Source organism: Rubrivirga litoralis (assembly GCF_031846415.1).
GTDB lineage: Bacteria > Bacteroidota > Rhodothermia > Rhodothermales > Rubricoccaceae > Rubrivirga > Rubrivirga litoralis.
The window spans coordinates 24,606-42,343 of sequence record NZ_JAVRHT010000020.1 but is presented as its reverse complement, the minus strand read 5'-3'; the positions used below and the strand labels follow the sequence as shown (position 1 = coordinate 42,343).

The 17,738-nt window shown below is 75.2% G+C and carries 16 protein-coding genes and 3 tRNA genes; 12 read left to right on the top strand and 7 right to left on the bottom strand.

Annotation, left to right across the window (positions count from 1 at the left end):
• Positions 1 to 166 precede the first annotated feature (166 nt).
• Both RM540_RS09735 and RM540_RS09730 read right to left on the bottom strand, forming a co-directional pair.
• On the bottom strand, positions 167 to 4,246 hold the full coding sequence (locus RM540_RS09735; RefSeq protein ID WP_311663561.1) for an ATP-binding protein: 4,080 nt from the start codon (positions 4,244 to 4,246) through the stop codon (positions 167 to 169).
• Between the two features lie 48 nt (positions 4,247 to 4,294).
• Positions 4,295 to 4,738 carry a DUF4783 domain-containing protein gene (locus tag RM540_RS09730; RefSeq protein ID WP_311663559.1) on the bottom strand — a complete coding sequence of 148 codons (444 nt, stop codon included), beginning with the start codon at positions 4,736 to 4,738 and terminating at the stop codon, positions 4,295 to 4,297.
• A gap of 409 nt (positions 4,739 to 5,147) precedes the next feature.
• On the opposite strand from RM540_RS09730, the gene RM540_RS09725 reads away from it, so the two are divergent.
• The 5 genes from RM540_RS09725 (at position 5,148) to RM540_RS09705 (ending at position 8,475) form a co-directional block, all read left to right on the top strand.
• On the top strand, positions 5,148 to 6,041 hold the full coding sequence (locus tag RM540_RS09725) for a tetratricopeptide repeat protein (RefSeq protein WP_311663557.1): 894 nt from the start codon (positions 5,148 to 5,150) through the stop codon (positions 6,039 to 6,041).
• Between the two features lie 56 nt (positions 6,042 to 6,097).
• The gene (locus RM540_RS09720; RefSeq protein ID WP_311663556.1) at positions 6,098 to 7,345 is read left to right on the top strand and encodes a hypothetical protein; all 1,248 of its coding nucleotides are present in this window, start codon (positions 6,098 to 6,100) and stop codon (positions 7,343 to 7,345) included.
• A gap of 462 nt (positions 7,346 to 7,807) precedes the next feature.
• Complete coding sequence (rpmB, locus tag RM540_RS09715) at positions 7,808 to 8,047, top strand: 50S ribosomal protein L28 (protein WP_311663554.1); 240 nt, start codon at positions 7,808 to 7,810, stop codon at positions 8,045 to 8,047.
• Between the two features lie 33 nt (positions 8,048 to 8,080).
• On the top strand, positions 8,081 to 8,251 hold the full coding sequence (gene rpmG, locus RM540_RS09710; RefSeq protein ID WP_311663552.1) for a 50S ribosomal protein L33: 171 nt from the start codon (positions 8,081 to 8,083) through the stop codon (positions 8,249 to 8,251).
• Between the two features lie 50 nt (positions 8,252 to 8,301).
• Positions 8,302 to 8,475 (top strand): hypothetical protein, encoded by a 174-nt coding sequence (locus tag RM540_RS09705; protein ID WP_311663550.1) that lies wholly within the window; start codon positions 8,302 to 8,304, stop codon positions 8,473 to 8,475.
• Between the two features lie 77 nt (positions 8,476 to 8,552).
• Here the strand turns inward: RM540_RS09705 and RM540_RS09700 are convergent, their stop codons facing one another.
• Positions 8,553 to 9,020, bottom strand: a complete 468-nt coding sequence (locus tag RM540_RS09700) for a hypothetical protein (RefSeq protein WP_311663548.1) — start codon at positions 9,018 to 9,020, stop codon at positions 8,553 to 8,555.
• A gap of 87 nt (positions 9,021 to 9,107) precedes the next feature.
• Here RM540_RS09700 and RM540_RS09695 point away from each other — a divergent pair.
• The 5 genes from RM540_RS09695 to RM540_RS09675 all read left to right on the top strand — a co-directional run bounded on the left by RM540_RS09695 (position 9,108) and on the right by RM540_RS09675 (position 12,548).
• Positions 9,108 to 9,181 (top strand) — tRNA-Pro (locus tag RM540_RS09695).
• A 26-nt stretch (positions 9,182 to 9,207) separates the two neighbouring features.
• A tRNA-Arg gene (locus tag RM540_RS09690) sits at positions 9,208 to 9,281 on the top strand.
• Between the two features lie 57 nt (positions 9,282 to 9,338).
• Positions 9,339 to 9,409 (top strand) — tRNA-Cys (locus RM540_RS09685).
• A 167-nt stretch (positions 9,410 to 9,576) separates the two neighbouring features.
• Complete coding sequence (locus RM540_RS09680) at positions 9,577 to 11,019, top strand: M16 family metallopeptidase (protein WP_311663546.1); 1,443 nt, start codon at positions 9,577 to 9,579, stop codon at positions 11,017 to 11,019.
• Positions 11,020 to 11,099: 80 nt separating this feature from the next.
• Positions 11,100 to 12,548, top strand: a complete 1,449-nt coding sequence (locus RM540_RS09675) for a M16 family metallopeptidase (protein WP_311663544.1) — start codon at positions 11,100 to 11,102, stop codon at positions 12,546 to 12,548.
• Between the two features lie 151 nt (positions 12,549 to 12,699).
• Here the strand turns inward: RM540_RS09675 and RM540_RS09670 are convergent, their stop codons facing one another.
• The 4 genes from RM540_RS09670 to RM540_RS09655 form a co-directional block, all read right to left on the bottom strand.
• The gene (locus RM540_RS09670) at positions 12,700 to 12,909 is read right to left on the bottom strand and encodes a hypothetical protein (protein WP_311663542.1); all 210 of its coding nucleotides are present in this window, start codon (positions 12,907 to 12,909) and stop codon (positions 12,700 to 12,702) included.
• A gap of 76 nt (positions 12,910 to 12,985) precedes the next feature.
• Positions 12,986 to 13,408: a hypothetical protein gene (locus tag RM540_RS09665; RefSeq protein ID WP_311663540.1), complete on the bottom strand. Its 423-nt coding sequence runs from the start codon at positions 13,406 to 13,408 to the stop codon at positions 12,986 to 12,988.
• 4 nt (positions 13,409 to 13,412) lie between these two features.
• Positions 13,413 to 14,066 (bottom strand): DUF1361 domain-containing protein, encoded by a 654-nt coding sequence (locus RM540_RS09660; RefSeq protein WP_311663538.1) that lies wholly within the window; start codon positions 14,064 to 14,066, stop codon positions 13,413 to 13,415.
• Between the two features lie 96 nt (positions 14,067 to 14,162).
• The gene (locus tag RM540_RS09655; protein WP_311663536.1) at positions 14,163 to 14,501 is read right to left on the bottom strand and encodes a cupin domain-containing protein; all 339 of its coding nucleotides are present in this window, start codon (positions 14,499 to 14,501) and stop codon (positions 14,163 to 14,165) included.
• A gap of 150 nt (positions 14,502 to 14,651) precedes the next feature.
• Here RM540_RS09655 and RM540_RS09650 point away from each other — a divergent pair, with 150 nt between their 5' ends.
• Together RM540_RS09650 and RM540_RS09645 are read left to right on the top strand one after the other, a co-directional pair.
• Positions 14,652 to 15,833: a bifunctional 3-(3-hydroxy-phenyl)propionate/3-hydroxycinnamic acid hydroxylase gene (locus RM540_RS09650; RefSeq protein WP_311663534.1), complete on the top strand. Its 1,182-nt coding sequence runs from the start codon at positions 14,652 to 14,654 to the stop codon at positions 15,831 to 15,833.
• Positions 15,834 to 16,124: 291 nt separating this feature from the next.
• Positions 16,125 to 17,729, top strand: coding sequence for an MDR family MFS transporter (locus tag RM540_RS09645; protein WP_311663532.1), 1,605 nt, complete (start codon positions 16,125 to 16,127; stop codon positions 17,727 to 17,729).
• The last annotated feature ends 9 nt before the right edge of the window (positions 17,730 to 17,738 follow it).

Sequence of the window (17,738 nt, the reverse complement as noted above, 5' to 3'; positions counted from 1 at the left end):
GAGCCCCGCTGCGGGACGTGGCCCCGGGACGCAGGGAGACCACGCGTGGTGTCCGCACGAGGGGGCACGCCGCTCTGGTGCGGGGGCGGGATGGTCGCGCGCCGCCCCGCCCTCGGCGCGCCACAGACGCCGACCGCCCCGCCCGAGGACGCCCCGGCGGGCCGCCTCACAGTTCCACCCCACCCGGATCCTCCGCGGGCGGGGCGGCAAGTCCATCGCCCCCCGCCACGCGCGGGAGGCGGACCGTGAACGTGGTCCCCTCGCCCTCGGCCGTCTCGAACGCGATCGACCCGCCGACGGCCTCGACGGCCCGCTTCGAGATCGCCAGGCCCAGGCCCATCCCGCTCGTCTTGGTCGAGAAGCTGGGCTGGAACACGTTGTCCCGCGCCTCCTCCGCGATGCCCGTCCCGTCGTCGGCCACGCGGACCTCGGCCCACGCCGCGTCGACGGCCTCGGCGGCCAGCCGGATGCGGCCGGGGGCGGGGCGGTCGGGGATCGCCTGGAGCGCGTTCGTGAGCAGGTTCACGAGCACGCGGCGCAGCTCGTCGCGGTCAGCCACGACCGTGAGCGGGGCGGCCGGCAGGTCGAGGGCTAGCTCGGCCCGGCCGCTCTCGGCGAGCGGCCCCTCGAACAGGTCGGCCGCCTCCTGCGCCACCCCGCCCAGGTCGAGCGGCTCCGGCGCGCGGGCCGGCATCTGGGCGAACGTCGAGAAGTCGGACGCGATGCGGCTCAGCGTCTCGATCTGGTCGATGAGCATGTCCGTCGTCCGCTCGAACTGGCCCGCGAAGCGGACGTCGTCGGGCGGCGCCTCCTCGCCGGGCGGCCGGAACGTCCGCTGGAGGTACTGGACGGAGAGCTTCATGGGCATGAGCGGGTTCTTGATCTCGTGGGCCACCTGGCGCGCCATCGTGCTCCAGGCCACCTCCCGCTCCTGCTCGGCCAGCTTCCGGCGGCTCTCGGCGAGCGCCGCCTGCATGCCGTTGAACGCCTCGACCAGCTCGCCCACCTCGTCGCGCGTCTCGACCGGGATCGGCTCCAGCTCGGCCCGGTCCGCCCCACCCGCGCCGACGGCGAGGAGCCCCTCGCGGAGCCGCGCGAACGGGCGCGTCAGCTGGCCGGCGAGGACAGCGGCGACGACGAGAATGGCTGCGAGGAGGGCGAGGAGGCCGCCGAACAGGTAGGCCACCATGCGCGCCTGACCCGACTCAATCGCCGCCTGCTCCGAGATCGTGGGGACCGCGATCGCGCCGGCCGCCCGCCCCGCCGAATCGGGGAGCACCTTGTAGCCCGTCGTGTAGGTGAACGTGCCGATCCGGTCGGCCCCGAACGCGTACGGCTCACCTTCGAGGAAGAGGGCGCGGTAGACGTCGCCCGGCAGGCGCGGCTCGATGAGGCGCTGGCGGACGAGCTGGCGCCGGCTCGACGCCCGCAGCTGCGGCCCCACGTAGAAGTGGACGTCGACGCCCAGCGCAGCGGCGACGGCGTCGAGCCCGCCGGCCTCGACGTCGGCCGAGGCGAGGGCGGCCTCGGCCCGGTTCAGCCGCTGGCGGAGCGCGTCGCGGACCGACTGCCGGTTCTGCTCGACGATCACCTGCCGCCCCACGACGCCCGTCAGCGCCACGCTCGCGAGGCCGACCACGAGGAAGCGGTTGAGGACCTTGTCGCGAAACCGCGTGCGCGGGGCCGGCACGAGCCCGGCCTGCCACCGCAGCCACAGCCCGACGACGAACACCACCCCGCCCAGCGCCAGGCCCGAGAGGCTCAGGCGGAGGAGCACGAACAGCACGTCGAGCCCGTCCTCGGCCGGCGCGCGGACGGCGACGACGTCTTCGGCGTCGTCGCCCAAGCGCTGGTAGTAGGCCCGCACGGCGCGCCCGCCGAGCGCCTCGGTGCGGCCGTAGCCGCGCGCCCGGTCGCTGAGCACGCGGAAGACCGTCGAGTCCAGGCGGAGCGGGGCCTCGCCGCGGTTGCGCACGAGGACGCCGTCGTCGTACTCAGCGTAGCTCAGAGCTTCGTCGTCGAGCCCGAACAGGCCCGTCGGGGCGAGCACGCGGGGGAACGGGGTCTCGGTCGCGAACCGGGCCGAGCGGGGCGTGGCCCGGAGGTAGATCCACGCCACGGCCTCGTCGTCGGCCGTGAGGAGCGGGGCGATCGCCGCCGACCGGCTGAGCCCGCGGCGCTCGCTCACCGGCAGCCGCCGCCGGAACGAGCCGCCCTCGTCGCGGGCCAGGTACTCCTCGCGCATGGCCTCGAACGCGAGCGGGTCGCCGCGTCCGGCGGGCGGGGCGGCGCCGCCCTCGACGTAGCTCCCCAGCGTGTCGCCGGCCGGCCCCACGAGCCGGAGTTCGGTCGCCACGTCGGCGAGCGAGCCCAGGAGCGAGCTCGTCACGAGCCCGGCCGCGAGCACGTCGAGCCGCTCGCGCGTCGAGTCGGCCGGCGCGCGCCCGGCGGTCCGGGCCGAGTCGGCCTCGGCGACGGCCTCCAGGAGCGCCGGCCCCAGCGCGTCGTCGGCGCGGGCGTCGCCGAGCACCTGCTCGACGGCCAGCGACACGCGCTCGTCGCGGGCGTTCGAGAACGCGTAGGCCGCGTCCGAGAGGAGGTCCTCGGACCGCTCGTGGAGCGGCCCGCGCATAAACCCGTACACCACCGGCGCCAGCACGAGCGCGCCCAGGAGCACGCCGCGGAACGAGACCGGCTGCGTCCACCGCTCCGGCTGCCCCCCGAGCGCGAGCGCGAACCCGAGGCCGAGCCCCACGAGCGCCAGCGACGGCAGGGGCGGGGCGGAGACGAAGGCGGCCGCCCCGCCCGCCGCGACGAGGGCCACGGCCGCCGCCACGGCCCCGCCCCGCCCGCGCCCCGCCCACCGCGCGAGGAGGACGGCCGCCGCGACCGCGAGCCCGAGCGCCGCCAGCGCCGCCACGAGGCCGGCGAGCACCACGACCGCCGGCCCGTCCAGGAGCGGCGTCGCGCGGTCGGCGTACCCGATCGTCGCGTCGAGCACGGCCTGCCGGACCCACACGGCCCCGACGGCGACGGCCCCGGCGGCGGCCGCCGCCACGGCCGCGAGCGAGAGGGCCGCCGCCCCGCCCCGCCCCGGCGACGGGCGCGATGCCCCAAACCGGAGGGCCACGACGAAGACGGCCGAGGCGGCCGTGAGCGCGAACAGGGCGGACAGCGCGAGGTCGCCCGGCGACCGGAGCGCGCCCCACCCCACGTCGGACGCAAGCAGCGCGGGGTCGAACAGGGCCGCCGGCCGCCGCGCGCGGTCGAGCCACCGGACCGGCACGTCGAGGGCGAGGAGCCCGTAGCGCGTGGCCGCGAGACCGCCCACGAACGCGGTGAGCGCGGCCGCCGCCCGGCCCCAGCCGCCGCCCCGCCCCGCCCGGCGGAGCGCGGCGCGGACGAGGCCGCCCAACCCGCCCATCGCCCACACGAGGAGCAGCGCGGCCCACGCGGCCGACACGTCGTCGGCCGACCGGTGGAGGCCCGCCCGCAGCGCCGCGACCGACGGCTCCGACACGGACACCTGCCCCAGCACGGCCCCGTCCGGCCCCCGGAGCGCCGCCGCCCGCGCCGGCACGCGCGACGTGATGCGGACCGTGAACGGCCGCTCGATGCCCGGCCGCCACTCGTCGGCCAGGTCGTAGTCCTGGAGAAAGCGGTTGCGGACCGGGACCGAGACCTGCGCCAGCCGGACGACGCGGACGGCCCCGAGTACGTCGCCGTCCGCGCGGACCGGCAACCACAGTGCGATCGCCCGCCGCTCGGCCTCGTCCTCGACGGCCCGCGTGCGGAGCGAGTCCGGCGGCGGCCCCGAGGCGCGCGGGAACGACGGCCCCTCCCACGCCAGCAGCGCCCCGTCCCGGTCGACGACCTCGACCGACAGCCGTCCGCCGTCCGTCTCGGCGGCGAGCGACTCGAAGGCCGCCGCGAGCACGGCCGCGGGCGGGTCGGGGCGGGGCGGCGGGAGCCCGGCGGCGGCCGTGTCGGACCGTGCGAGGGCTTCTCGGACGGCCGGCAGCCGCCCCACCGCCTCAGCCCGCTCCCGCATCGTCTCCAGGTCGGCCGCGAGCGCCGCGCGGACCTCCTCGACCGTCCGCACCTGGACCCGCCGCGCGTCGCCCGGCCCCACGCGCGACGCGCGCCAGCCCGCCCACGCCTGCGTCGCGGCGAGCAGGGCGAGGAGCACGAGGGCGCCGCCGAGGAGCACGGCGCCGCGCCGGGTCAGGGAGCGCGGGAGCGTCACGGGCAGGGGCAGCGGGCCGGGCGAAGCTAGCACGCCCCCCGGCGGGCGTCAGCGGCCGCCGCGGAGGGCCGAGCGCCGCTCGACGCGGAGCGAGACCAGCCTCCAGCCCCCCTCGCCCTCGCGGTGAACGGCCCGGACGTTGAGCGGCTGGCCGTCCTCGGCCGTCCAGTAGCGCCAGATGGCCGTGAGCCCGTCCTCGCTCGACGACCGCTCAGCGATCGCCACGCGGTCCGGTGGGTACCGGCGGAAAAAGTCGCGGAGCACGTGGACCGCCTGCGTTCGGCGGACGGTCCCGCCCCGCCCGAAGAGGACCACCTCGACGCGGGCATCGGCGCGGCCCAGCACGGCGCCCGGGTCGGCCTGCTCGAGCCCAGCCTTGACCTGCTCGAGGACGTCGTCGGTCGACTCTTGCCGGCCCCCGGCCGCGCCCAAAACGAGCGCGAGCACGCCGATGAGCGCGAGGCGATGGGGAGCCGAGAGGAGGAACGCCATGAGCGGGACGTGCGGGGAAAACACCGGACGCGGGCGTGGGGCAAAAGATAGGCCGTGCTCCCGCTCCGAGCCGTGCCCGCCCCGCCCCGCCCCGTCTACGGCGGCCCCGACGCCCCACGCCCGACGACGCTCCACACGCACCGAGCGCACGGGTGCGACTCGGGTCCCCGGACCGGCGGGGCGGGGTGGGGAGGATCGGAGACGGACGTGTCTCTTTTTCAGGCCGTTCGCCGGGCCGCCCCGCCCGCGCCCTGCGACGCCACGGCTCTGGGCGCGCATGCGCCGCCTCTGGTCCGCGGGCGGGGCGGTATGACCGGCGATCCCGTTACGCGGGGCGGACGTGGGGCGGGGTGATTTGTGCCCACGCACGCTCCGCCGATGCCCCTCGGCCCCACCCCGCCCCTCTCCGATGCCCCGCCTCCGAACAATCCTCGCTGCCCTCGTCCTCCTCCCGCTCGCTGCGTGCGACGAGACCGGCGGCGCCGCCTTCACGAATGTCGAGACGGCCCTCAACGACGCCGTCGTCGAGCGGGGCAAGGGGAACTACGAGGCGGCGGCCCTCCTCCTCCGCGGCGCCCTCGAACGGGAGCCCGAAAACGCCGAGGTGCGCGTCGAGCTGGCGACCACGCTCCTCGACCAGGGCGGCGTCGGCGTCCTGGACATCGACCGGATCGCCCGGTTTATGACCGAGCAAGCGGGGAGCACCGAGGCCGGGGGCGCCCGCCGCGCACAGGCCACTCCGAACGGGGCGTGCGAGCACGCGTCGGACCCGGCGGCGGTGCCGTTCGGCCTGGCGGACGTCGGGGGGTACGCCAAGCTCAAGGCCGAGGACGCCCGCATCCGCGAGGCCGACGAGGCCCTCCGCTCGGTCGTCCCGTCCGCGATCCGGGGCTTCGACGTGTGCCAGAGCGTGGCCGGCGGCGCCCTCGTGTACGACCGCGACGGAGCGCTCCGCGACCTCCGCGCGCGGGACCTGAGCGAGACGCAGGTCCGCCAGGCCCTAGCCGTCAACGGGCTCACGCAGCTCGTGTCGAGCTACACGCGCCTGGCCGAGGCCGCCGACCGGACCGCCACGTGGTACCGCCTGGCCGACGGGTCCGTGGGCGTCTGCGCCGACGACGAGGCGGCCCTGGAGGCGAGCGCCCGCGAGGCCGCCGCCGGGTTCGGCCAGGCGCTCCTCTCGCTCGACGCCCGCGCCTTCCTCTTGGGCGAGGACGCGGCCGGCAGCGACGTCGCGGACATCGCCCTCGACGCCTACGACGAGGTCGAGCGCGCGGTCGGCGACTACTGCGACGAATCGTAGGCCGCCCCGCCCGAGACGCACCCCGCCCCGCCCCGCCTACGCTCGTCCCCCCGCTCATGCCCACGCTGCCCGCCCTGCGGCTCCGCCCGCTCCTCGCGCTCACTCTCGCTCTGGCGGCCGGCTCCGTCGCCGCCCAGCCCTTCGGGGCGCTCTCGCAGGACGACGCCGTCGGCCTCCCCGACCTCCCGCGGCTGGCGGCGGGCGGGGCGGTGGCCGCGCTACCCACGTTCGACTCGCCGTTCCTGGCCAACCCCGCCCACATCGCGGGCACGCGCCGGCTCGCGCTGAGCGTCGCCGGCGTGACGGCCGGGGCCGGCGGCAACCTCCGCGAGACGTACGACTTCTACGACCGCGACCTCGGCCCGGCCCTCGACGAGGGACTGGAGCGGATGCGGGACGAGGACCCCGAGCGGCTCGAAGCCCTCTACGCCGAGGCGCTCCGCGTGGGCGGCGCGCAGAAGACGCTCGACGTGGCGGTCCTGGCGCCGTCGGTCCGCGCTCGCGTAGGCGGCGTCGCGTTCGGCGTCGGGCTCTACGGCCACGCCGTGACGCGCGGGCAGGTGCTGGGGGGCGGGGCGGGCGTCCCCTACGTCGACCTCTACAGCCAGGCCGACGTGCTGGTCCCGGCGGTCGTCGGGGCCGACCTGACGCCGTTCGGGGTCCCGGTAAGCGTCGGGGCGTCGGCGACCTATGTCCAGCGGCGGCTGACGGCCAAGGGCGAGGCGCTCGACGCGTTCCACCCGGACTCGGAAAAGCTGTACGTGCTCCGGGGCGACGGCCTCCGCGTCGGGCTGGGCGTGCTCGCGCGCGACGTGGGCGTCCGCGGCCTCGACCTGGGCGCCGAGGTGTCGGGCCTCGGCCGGGCGATCGCCTACGGCTACGAGCGGTCGTTCGCCGTCTCCGGCTCGGCCGACGACCCGGACGACGCGGCCGAGATCGCGGCGCTCCAGGCCCGCTTCGCCGAGCGCGCGGGCGGGGCGGCCCTCCGCGTCGGCGCGGCGTTCCGGCTCCCCGAGGGGCCGGGCGTGAGCGGGGCGGCGCTCGCCCTCGACTACACCTCGGCGTCGACGGCCGAGTACGACCAGTCGGTCCGGGCGGGCCTCCGCGGCGGGGCGCGGGCGACGCTGGGCGGGCTCGTCGAGGTGCAAGCGGGGCTCAGCCAGGGGATGGCGTCGGGCGGGGCGGCGCTCGTGACGCGCTTTGCGCGCCTGGCCTACGCGACCTACGGGGTCGAGGACGGACGCCTGATGGGGCAGCGGCGGCGGCGGGCGCACGCGGTGCAGCTCCGGTTCGGGCTGTTTTAGAGCGCCCTCCGGGTGGGTACGGGGTACCGGGTACGAGGTACGGTCCGATCTGACCTCGGCGCTCACGCACCTCGTACCGAGTACCCTGTCCCTACCTGCATGTTGCTCTGGAGGTGGCAGGTGACGCAATCGCCCGCCCCGCCCCGTGGTGCATGGGCGGGGCGGCCGTGCGGCCGGTGTCTACCCCGCCCGCGTCGGGCGCGGCGAACTGCGTTTCTGCGCCCGTCGCCGGGCGGGGTGGCGCTGTTCGAGACCGCCCCGCCCGCTGCTCGCGGGATCGCGGGCGGAACGAATCCGCCGCCACGGATCAGCCCTTCCCCTCGTCTTCGCCCCAGACTCACACGCTTGGGCGCCCTGGCGTTTGGCCGCGGGCGGGGCGGCCCGTACCTTCCCCGACTCCGCTCCGCGCGCTGTCCAGCGGCGGGGCGTCGTTTTGCTCCCTCCCCGCTCGGCCCCGATCCGATGGCACGAACCGACCAGATCACCGGCAAGAAGCCGATGTTCGGCAACCACGTCTCCCACGCCAACAACAAGGTGCGGCGGCGGTTCAACGTGAACCTCCAGAAGAAGCGGTTCTACGTGCCCGAGGAGGACCGCTGGATCACGCTCCGCGTGTCGGCGCAGACGATCAAGACGATCAACAAGAAGGGGATCTCGGCCGTGCTCCGCGAAGCGCGCGCCAAGGGAACGTCCCTCGTTTAGAACGTCCCCCGCTCACCCTAGACCCCCGAGACGATGGCCAAGGGCAAAGACGTCCGCCACCAAGTCACGCTCGAGTGCACCGAGGCTCCGGGCTCGTCGCGCTACTCGACGATGAAGAACCGCCGGAACACGACCGGCCGGCTCGAGCTCAAAAAGTACAACCCGGTCCTCCGGAAGCACACGCTGCACCGCGAGATCAAATAGGGACGGCGGCCGTCCGTTAGACCGCCCCGCCCCACCAGACCCCCAGACTCATGGCGAAGAAAGTCTCGAAGAACCAGCGGACCAACCGCGGTGCCCAGGAGGCCAAGCAGATGGCGAAGATCATCGTGTCCTCGAAGAAGCAGAACGGCCAGTTCGAGTTCCGCTCGAAGATGGTCGAGGCGGGCAACGTCCAGGACGAGCTCAAGGCGGCCCAGGCCGCTTAGAGCCTCCGGCGCCACCCCGCCCCCAGGCGGCCCTGCTCGGCGGGGCCGCCTTTTTTTTGCGCGCACGGGCGGGGCGGCTAGCGGTGGCGGGCGCCGAGCCACGCGCCCACGCGGTCGTCGCTGGGCCAGAGGAAGGCGGCGAAGGCGAACAGTGGCGCCCCGAACGCGAGGGCGAGGAGGTCGCCGGTGAGAAACGCCGCGAGCGCGCCGGCGAGGGCCGGCACCTCGGCGGCGGCGAGGGCGGCGACTGTGTGGAGCCGAACGGTCCGCTCGGCCTCGGCGGCCGACCCCGCCCGCCCCAGCCGCCGCTCCATCCGGTGCACGAGCGCGAAGGCGCCGGCGGTCCCCACGACGCCGATCAGAGCGACGACGTAGAACGCGCCCTCGGCCCGGTCGGCGAGCGGGGCGGGCACCGTCCGAGCGAGCGCGAGCCACCCCATCGTGCCCAGGGCCGCGGCCGCCCCGCCCAGGACGGCCGCCCAGACGATGCGGAGCGGGAGGGCCACGTCGCGGGCGGCGTCGGGGCGGGGCGGCGGAGCGGGCACGGGCGGGGCGGTCGGCGTCGCGGAAGCGGGGCGGCGGCAAGGTAGGACGCCGCGTATCTTCGGGCGTGGCCGCCGCGGCGGCCGCCTCGGGGCGTAGCTCAGTCCGGTAGAGCGCTGCGTTTGGGACGCAGAGGTCGTCGGTTCAAGTCCGGCCGCCCCGACACCGCCCCGCCCTAGCGGGGCGTGTGGGCCTGTAGCTCAACAGGATAGAGCGTCGACCTTCTAAGTCGAGGGTTCCAGGTTCGAGTCCTGGCAGGCCCGCGGTCTTCGTGGCTGGTCTATCCCGCCCGGGCGGGGCGGTCGTAGCTTCGGGTCTCTGGTGCCGTGGCCGAGGGGTTAGGCGCAGGTCTGCAAAACCTGTCACAGCGGTTCAAATCCGCTCGGCACCTCCCCGCCCCGCCCCGCCCCGCCCCGCCCTCTCCGCCGAGGGCGGGGCGGTCTGCGTTGGGGCGGGGCGCCTGAGCGGGGCGGAGACCGTCCCGCGCGCGGGGCCGTTGCCCAACCCCCTCCGGTGGGCGAAGTTGGCCCCGCCCGAGAGCCCCCACCCCGCCCCGCCATGCGCGCCCTGTTCCTCGCCACCGTCCTCGTCCTCGCCGCCGGCTGCTCGTCCGGCGTCACCGTCCTGGAGGCGCCCGAGCCGCCGCCGTCGACCGAGCCGGCGTTCGAGCCGCTGACCGAGGAGGAGATGGGCGAGCCCGCGGACACGGACTTCGAGGTCCCCGTCGTCTACGACACGCTCGACAACGGGCTGAAGGTCGTCCTCTCCGTCGACCGCTCGGCGCCGACGGCGATTGTCGCGGTGTACTACAACATCGGGTTCCGCATCGAGCCCCGCGACCGGACCGGGTTTGCGCACCTGTTCGAGCACATGATGTTCCAGGGGTCCGAGCACCTGGGCAAGAACGAGTTTATCGGCCTCGTCCAACGCAACGGCGGCGTCCTCAACGGGTCGACCCGATTCGACTTTACGAACTACTTCGTGATCGTCCCCTCGAACACGGTCGAGACGATGCTGTGGGCCGAGGCCGACCGGATGCGCGGGCTCGACGTGACGCAGGAGAACCTGACCAACCAGCAGGGGGTGGTCTCCAACGAGGTCCGCGTCAACGTCATCAACCAGCCGTACGGCGGGTTCCCGTGGCTGGACCTGCCCCAGACGGCCAACGAGAACTGGTACAACGCCCACAACTTCTACGGTGAGCTGAGCGACCTCGAAGCGGCCACGCTCGACGACGTCCAGCAGTTTTTCGACACCTACTACGCCCCGAACAACGCCGTCGTCGTGGTCGTGGGCGACATCGACGTGGGGCAAACGGAGGCGTGGGTCGAGCGCTACTTCGGCGGCATCCCGCGCGCCGACGTGCCGCCCATCCCCGACATTTCGGAGCCCCCGCAAGAGGCCGAGAAGCGCGCGACGAAGGTCGACTCGCTCGCGCAGCGGCCGGCGCTCGCCTTCGGGTACCACATGCCGCCCCGCAACTCCGAGGCGTACTACGCGATGGGGCTCCTCAACGAGATCCTCCTCGGCGGCGAGGACTCCCGCCTCCACCAAGCGCTCGTAAGCGAGGCCGGCGTGACGGCGAGCGTCGACGGCGGCATCAACTGGCCGCTCGGCAACCTGTTCAACTACAACGGCCCGACGCTGTGGTCGGCCTGGCTCGTCCACGACGCGTCGACGCCGGCCGACTCGGTCCTGGCGCTCATCGACCGCGAGCTCGACCGCGTGGCCCGCGAGGGCGTCACGCCCGAGGAGCTGGCCCGCGCCAAGGTCGAGCTCCGGTCCGAGTTCTACGACACGCTCGGCGGCACGTTCGGGCTCGGCCGCGCCGACCTCCTCGCTTCGTTCGCGCTCTTCGACGACGACCCCGACCGCATCAACACGGTCCTCGACCGCTTCGAGGCCGTCACGCCGGGGCTCATCCGGCGGACCGCCCAGCGCGTGCTCCGCGACGAGAACCGGACCGTGATCGAGCTCGATGCCGCCGGCGCAGGGACCTGACACCGCCCCGCCCCGCTGCCTCGTCCCGCCGCCCCGCCCCGCACCGGCGTTGCCTGCAACGCCGCGACGCCGACGCCCTCATGACCCGCCTCCTCCCCGCCCTCGCCCTGCTCCTGCTCGCCGCTCTCGCACCGACCGCGAGCGCCCAGACCTCCGCAGGGGAAGGCGCAGCCAGCTTCCCCGCCACCCCGCCCGCGCCCGGGCCGCCCCGCCCGTTCGACCTCCCCGAGGGGCGGACGTTCACGCTCGACAACGGGCTCGGCGTCACGCTCGTCCCCTACGGCGCGATCCCGAAGGCCAACGTGCTCGCCGTCGTCCGCGTGGGGAACGTGGACGAGGGGCCGGGACAGAACAGCCTGGCCGACCTCACGGCCGACCTGCTGACCGAGGGGACCGAGACGCTCTCGGCCGAGGAGGTCGCTGAAGCCGCCGCCGCCATGGGCGGGGCGGTCTCGGCCGGCGCCGGGCTCGACCAGACCACGATCGGCGGCCGCGTGCTCGCCGAGTTCGTGCCCGAGTTCGTGCGCCTGACGGCCGACGTGCTCCGCCGCCCCGCCCTGCCCGACGACGCCTTCGAGCGCATCCGCCGCGACCGGCTCCGCGCCGCCGCCGTCGGCCGCTCGCAGCCGGGGACGGTCGCGCTCGCCGCGTTCCGCAAGACGCTCTACGGCGACCACCCCTACGCCTCCGTCGTCCTCCCCGTCGCCGCCGACCTCGAGGCCGCCGACGCCGACGCGGTCCGCGCCTTCTACCAAGCCCACGTCGGCCCGGCGCGGACGCACCTCTACGTCGTCGGCCAGTTCGACGAGGGCGACACCGAGGCCGCCGTCCGCCAGGCGTTCGGGGACTGGGCCGCCGACGTGGCGCCGGCCGATCCGACGCCGCCCGAGGCGCGGGCGGGGCGGCGCGTCGTCCTCGTCGACCAGCCCGGGGCCGCCCAGTCGAACGTCTACGTCGGGCTCCCGACCATCGACCCCTCGGCCGACGCCGACGACTACGTGGCGCTCCAGGTGACGGACGCGCTGCTCGGCGGGAGCTTCGGGAGCCGGATCACGCGCAACATCCGCGAGGACAAGGGCTACACCTACAGCCCGGGCTCGTCGGTCTCGGTCCGCTTCCGCGACGGCTACTGGGCCGAGAGCGCGGCGGTCGTGACCGAGTCGACCGGCCCGGCCATCCGCGAGATCCTGTACGAGATCGACAGCCTCGCCACCACCCCGCCCTCGGCCGACGAGCTGGAGGGGATCCAGAATTACCTGGCCGGGACGTTCGTGCTGCAGAACTCGTCGCCCGGCGGGATCGCCTCGTTCCTGGCCTTCCTGGACCTCCACGGGCTCGACCGCGACTACCTCGAAGGCTACGTCCAGCGCGTCTACGCCGTCACGCCCGATGACGTCCAGCGGACGGCCCGCGACCTCCTCCGCAGCGACGACCTCGCAATCGTCGTCGTGGGCGACCGGGCGGCCGTCGAGGAGCAGCTCGCCCCGTTCGGCGACGTGACCGTCGAGACGGTCGACGCCATCGAGTAGCGGGCGGGGCGGGGCGGGCGTGCAGGCGCGGTCGCGTCGCTACGGGAAGCGGCCGACTCCACGGACTCGATCACCGCACGGACCTGCCCCCGGACTCGCTGGTCCTTCAGCTTCTTGAGGTCTCGGAGGAAGCTCGTGCGGAAGGCTGTCGTCACGAGGCTCCGTCCAGAGCGGCGAACACGTCGTCTCGCTCTACGCGGTCGGTCTCTAGGCCGCTTCGGATCGCTTCGGCCAGCGCGACGTCTTCCAGCACCTCCGCCATCACGTCGCGGAGAAGATCACGACGGTCGTCGAGGGCGTCCGCGACGGCTTGACGCAGCATCTGGCGGAGAGAGTCTTCCGAAATGGTTACGTGAGCCATGACTGAGGTGGATGTTTGGAGCGGTAGCGTGCTGCCGTGAGAACGGACACCATACAGCGGGCGGGGCGGAGAAACGTCAGTCCGGCCCATAGGGGTCCGCCGGGTCCCACGCGTCCGCCTTCGTCCACAGGCCGGCGGCGAGGCACACCGCCCCGCCCACGCCGAGCAGGAGGAGGGACCAGAACGCGAACGGGCCGCCGCCGAGTTGGTCGAGCGGCGGAGGGCCGCTCAGCATCCACCGGCGCACGGGCGGCACCGACAGGCCGGCGTACGCGGCCCCGACCGCGGCCCAGCAGAGCAGGCCCAGGACTACGATGAACGTGCCGACCGCGTCGGCGACGGCCCGCCCACCCGTCAGCGGCGGCGACTCCTGCTCGGCCACGCGGACCCAGCGGCGGGCGGCTCCGGCCAGCACCACCCCGCTCCCGACCGTGACGAGGACCACGGTGAGCAGGACGGCGAGCGCTGCGAGCGTCCAGATCGAGAGCGCGTAGAGCACGCCGCTAGCGCGCGGGCGGGGCGGCGAGCGCGCGGAGCGCCACGTAGCCCGCCGTCAGCATGCCGCCGAACACGAGTGTCACGACGACGGCCGAGAGGTGCGCGCGGGGCGCGAGGACCGGGCCGAGCACGTCGCGCGCGAGCCCGAGCGGGGTGGTCAGGAGGTCCCACGAGTTCCACCGGAGCACGCGGCCGAGGTAGACCCCGAACGCGCCGAGGAACAGGGCGCCCACGGCCGACGCCCACCCGGCCGCCCCGCCCCAGCGCCGCGCGACCACGCCCTGCACGTCGGCCAGCGACACGTAGCCGGCCAGGAGCCCCACGCCGGCCGCCGAGAGCAAGACCGCGAGGTCGTACCAGAACGGGACCGGCGGGCGGCCCCGCAGGTGGACGAGGTCGGTCAGGATGTACGGAGCGTTGGGGAAGAACAGGAGCCACACGGCCCCGACAGCAACGAGCGCCGCCCCGCCCGCGCCCCGGCGGTCGAGCCGGACGAGCCACGTGGAGGCGGCGAGCGGGACGGCGGCGAGGAACAGGTTCCACCCGAGAAACAGGCCGAAACCGGACCCTGTGAGGCCGATGCGGACGCCGACGAGGGCGGCGCACCAGCCGCCGAGCGCGACGGCGAGGGCGAGACGGCGGGGCGGGGAGGTAAGCATGGGAGCGGGGCGGGCTGACTTTGCCGAGTAAAGTGCACCCAACGAAACGAGCTGGGCGCGTGTTGCACCCGGCTCGCAAAGAGTTTGCCGCCGGCCCTAGCCGTCGTCGCGGTCGTTGACGCGAGCGGGCGGGGAGGTCGCCTCGACAGCCGTGAGGTCGTCGAGCACCTTGTAGTGGCGGACGGTGCCCTCGGGTACGAGGTAGCTGTCGCCCTTTCCGCACGTGACGACGTCGTCGCCGACGTGGACCTCGACGCGGCCCTCGATCACGTACCCGACCGTCTCGTACGGCCGCGTGTGATCCTCACCGGCCTCGCCGGCCGACTCCTTCCAGAGCCGCATGGCGACGGACGTGCCGCTGACGAGGTAGGTCTGCCCGAGCTCGCCCTGGGGCGAGGCGGAGGAATCGATTTTCTTGATGGACTGGTCGGCCATGAGGGGCGGGGTGGGGAGAGGAGGGAGCTGGGTTGAATCGGCTGCGCGGGGCGGTGTTTCAGACGCCGCCGCCCGAGGGCCGCCCCGCCCGGGCACCTCGGCGGGCGGGGCGGGTCAGACGGCGTCGCTCGCTCCGCCCCGCCCTCCGCCTTGCTTGCCGCTCCGCTGCCCGTCGTCGTCGTCGGCTTGGGACCCGTGGGCGGCGTGCTCGCCGCGCTCCTCGGCGCCGCTGGCGTCCGCGTCGTGGTGCTGGAGCGGGACGCCGCTCCGCACAGCACGCCGCGCGCGGCGCACCTGGACGGCGAGGCCCTCCGCGTTCTCGCCGCCGCCGGCGTCGAGACGGCCGGGCTGGGCCGACCGCTCGACGGGTTCGACCTGGTCGACCGGCGCGGCCGTTTGCTCCTGCGCGGCCGCCCCGCCCAGGCCGCCCCGCCCGGCTTCCCCGCGGGCGTCCTGATGTACCAGCCCGACGTCGAGCGCGCGCTCCGCCGCCGCCTCGCCGCGCTGCCGACGGTGGACGTCCGCCTGGGCCACGCCGTCGAGTCCATCCGCGAGCGGGGCGGACCGCAGACCGGCGGACCGCAGACCGGCGAGTCGATCACGGTGAGCGGCGTCGGACCGGGCGGGGCGTTCGCCGTCGAAGCCGCGCTCGTCGTCGGGTGCGACGGGGCGAGCAGCCGGGTCCGCGAGGCGGCCGGCGTCGCGCTCGCGGGCGGCGGGTTCGAACAGGCGTGGCTGGTCGTCGACGCGCTCGTCGACCGTCCCGCCCGCGAGCGGCTGCCCCGCCGGCTGCTCCAGATCGCCGACCCCGCCCGGCCCTCGACCTACGTCCCGTTCCCCGACCCGCGCCGACGGTGGGAGTTTCGGCTCCGCCCAGGCGAGGACGCCGACATCATGTGCCGGCCGGCGTCCGTCCGCGCGCTCCTCGCGCCGCACGTCGACCCGGACGCCGCCGAGGTGGAGCGGGCAGCGGTGTACACGTTCCACAATCTCGTCGCCGAGCGGTGGCGGGCGGGGCGGGTCGTGCTGGCCGGCGACGCGGCGCACCAGATGCCGCCGTTCCTGGGGCAAGGGCTGGGCGCCGGCCTGCGCGACGCCTGGGCGCTCGCCCCGCTCGCCGCCGCCGTCGCGCAAGGCGGGGCGGCCCTCGGGACGCTCGACGCCTACGAGGCCGAGCGCCGCCCGCACGTCGAGGCGACGGTCCGCCAGGCCGTACGCCTGGGGCGGCTCGTGACGCTGCCCGCCCCGCTCGCCGCCGTCCGCGACGCCGTGCTGCGGGCGGGGTGGCGGGTCCCGTCCGTGCGCCGGCGGCTGCTGGACGTGCGGGGGTGACGGCGGGAAGCGGAAGACGGCCTCCCCGCCCGCAGGAGCGCGGCGGCCACGGTTCGTGGGGACATCATGCATGGTGTCCGCATTGGGGCACGCCTGCCTGCCCTCGGCGCGGGCGGGGCGGCCACGGATCGGGAGCCACCGGGCGGGGTGGCGGGCCGAGCGAGCTGGACGCCGCCCCGCCCGGCGGGAAGACGCCGAGCGGGGCGGGCGGGCGTGAGGTTTCGGCGCGGCCGGACACCCCGCCACCTGAGACGTTAGAAAGGCTGCCCCTGCTGCCGCCCCGCCCGCCCGATGCCCGCTGCCGACCTGTCCCAGCGCGACCGCCTGGTCACGCTGTTCGCCGTCCTGCTCGCGCTGTTCCTCGGCGCCCTCGACCAGACGATCGTGGCGACGGCGCTCCCGCGCATCGTCGAGGACCTCGACGGCGTCACGCGCTACGCCTGGGTGGCGACGGCCTACCTGCTGGCGTCCACGGCGATGGTCCCGATCTACGGGAAGCTGGCCGACATCGCGAGCCGGCGGACGGTCGAGATCTGGGCCATCGGCCTGTTCCTCGTCGGGTCCGCGCTGTGCGGGCTGGCCGGCGAGTTCGGGCCGCTGCCGGTCCTGGGCGACGGGATGACGCAGCTCATCGTGTTCCGCGCGCTCCAGGGCGTGGGCGGGGCGGGCCTCTTCGCGATGGCCTTCATCGTCATCGCCGACCTGTTCCCGCCGGCCGAGCGCGGCAAGTACCAGGGGTTCGTGGGCGCGGCGTTCGGGATCGCGAGCGTGCTCGGGCCGCTCCTCGGCGGCTTCCTCACCGACCACGCCGACGGCATCATTCCGGGCGTGGCGGGGTGGCGCTGGGTGTTCTACGTCAACCTCCCGTTCGGAGCCCTCGCGCTGTGGTTCGTGCTCCGCCGGATGCCGCGGTTCGACCCCGTCGGGGGCGGGCGGATCGACTACCTCGGCGCCGCGCTCCTCGTCGGCGGGCTGGTCCCGTTCGTTCTCGCGCTCCAGCTCGACAAGCAGGCCTACCCGTGGGCCGGGCCGGTCACGCTGGGGCTGCTCGCGGGCGGTGCAGCGCTCTTGGCCGGGTTCGCCGTGCGCTCGGCGCGGACGTCGGACCCGCTCCTCGACCTCGGCCTGTTCCGCCAGCGCGTGTTCTCGGCGTCGGTCGCCGCCCTGTTCTTCTACGGGGGCGCCTTTCTCGGGCTCGTCGTGTTCCTCCCGCTCTACCTCGTCAACGTCCTGGGGACGAGCGCGACGGCGGCGGGCGTGGCGCTCATCCCGCTCTCGCTCGGCGTCGTGTTCGGGGCCACGGTCAGCGGGCAGATCGTCTCGCGCGTCGGGCGCTACAAGCGGTTCATGGTGGGCGGCGGGCTCGTGTTCGTCGTCGGCGTGTTCGGGCTGAGCCGGCTCACGGTCGACACCTCGTTTTCGACCATCCTCGTGCTCATGGTCGTGTGCGGGCTGGGCGTCGGGCCGACGCTCCCGCTCTTCCCGCTCGCCGTCCAGAACGCGGTCGACGTGCGGAAGCTGGGGCAGGCGACGAGCGCGACGCAGTTTTTCCGCCAGATCGGCGGGGCCGTGGGGACGGCCGCGCTGGGCGCCGTCCTCGCGCTCACGCTCACGACCGCGCTGGGCTCGGCCGCCGCCGCCCCGCCCGTCGAGGGCGGCGTGCCCGCGACCGCGGCCGAGGGCGCGCTGCCGCCGGAGCCGGTCCGCCAGGCGTACGCGCTCGCCACGCGCCACGTCTACACGCTCGCGCTCGGGTTCGTGGGGGCGGGGTGGCTCCTGACGCTCCTCGTGCCCGACCTCCCGCTGCGCAAGACGTTCGACGAGGACCTGGGGCGCGGGACCGAGGTCGGGCCGCCGGACCCGAGCACGGTCCACGCGGTCGAGGCGCAGGCGTAGGGCGGGGCG

Excerpts from the sequence above, each read along its gene's own strand:
- RM540_RS09725 (WP_311663557.1), top strand. The coding sequence starts at position 5,148 with ATGCCCCGCCTCCGAACAATCCTCGCTGCCCTCGTCCTCCTCCCGCTC.
- RM540_RS09730 (WP_311663559.1), bottom strand. The coding sequence starts at position 4,738 with ATGGCGTTCCTCCTCTCGGCTCCCCATCGCCTCGCGCTCATCGGCGTG.
- rpmG (WP_311663552.1), top strand. The coding sequence starts at position 8,081 with ATGGCCAAGGGCAAAGACGTCCGCCACCAAGTCACGCTCGAGTGCACC.
- RM540_RS09670 (WP_311663542.1), bottom strand. The coding sequence starts at position 12,909 with ATGGCTCACGTAACCATTTCGGAAGACTCTCTCCGCCAGATGCTGCGT.
- RM540_RS09660 (WP_311663538.1), bottom strand. The coding sequence starts at position 14,066 with ATGCTTACCTCCCCGCCCCGCCGTCTCGCCCTCGCCGTCGCGCTCGGC.
- RM540_RS09675 (WP_311663544.1), top strand. The coding sequence starts at position 11,100 with ATGACCCGCCTCCTCCCCGCCCTCGCCCTGCTCCTGCTCGCCGCTCTC.
- RM540_RS09655 (WP_311663536.1), bottom strand. The coding sequence starts at position 14,501 with ATGGCCGACCAGTCCATCAAGAAAATCGATTCCTCCGCCTCGCCCCAG.
- rpmB (WP_311663554.1), top strand. The coding sequence starts at position 7,808 with ATGGCACGAACCGACCAGATCACCGGCAAGAAGCCGATGTTCGGCAAC.
- RM540_RS09720 (WP_311663556.1), top strand. The coding sequence starts at position 6,098 with ATGCCCACGCTGCCCGCCCTGCGGCTCCGCCCGCTCCTCGCGCTCACT.
- RM540_RS09680 (WP_311663546.1), top strand. The coding sequence starts at position 9,577 with ATGCGCGCCCTGTTCCTCGCCACCGTCCTCGTCCTCGCCGCCGGCTGC.
- RM540_RS09645 (WP_311663532.1), top strand. The coding sequence starts at position 16,125 with ATGCCCGCTGCCGACCTGTCCCAGCGCGACCGCCTGGTCACGCTGTTC.
- RM540_RS09705 (WP_311663550.1), top strand. The coding sequence starts at position 8,302 with ATGGCGAAGAAAGTCTCGAAGAACCAGCGGACCAACCGCGGTGCCCAG.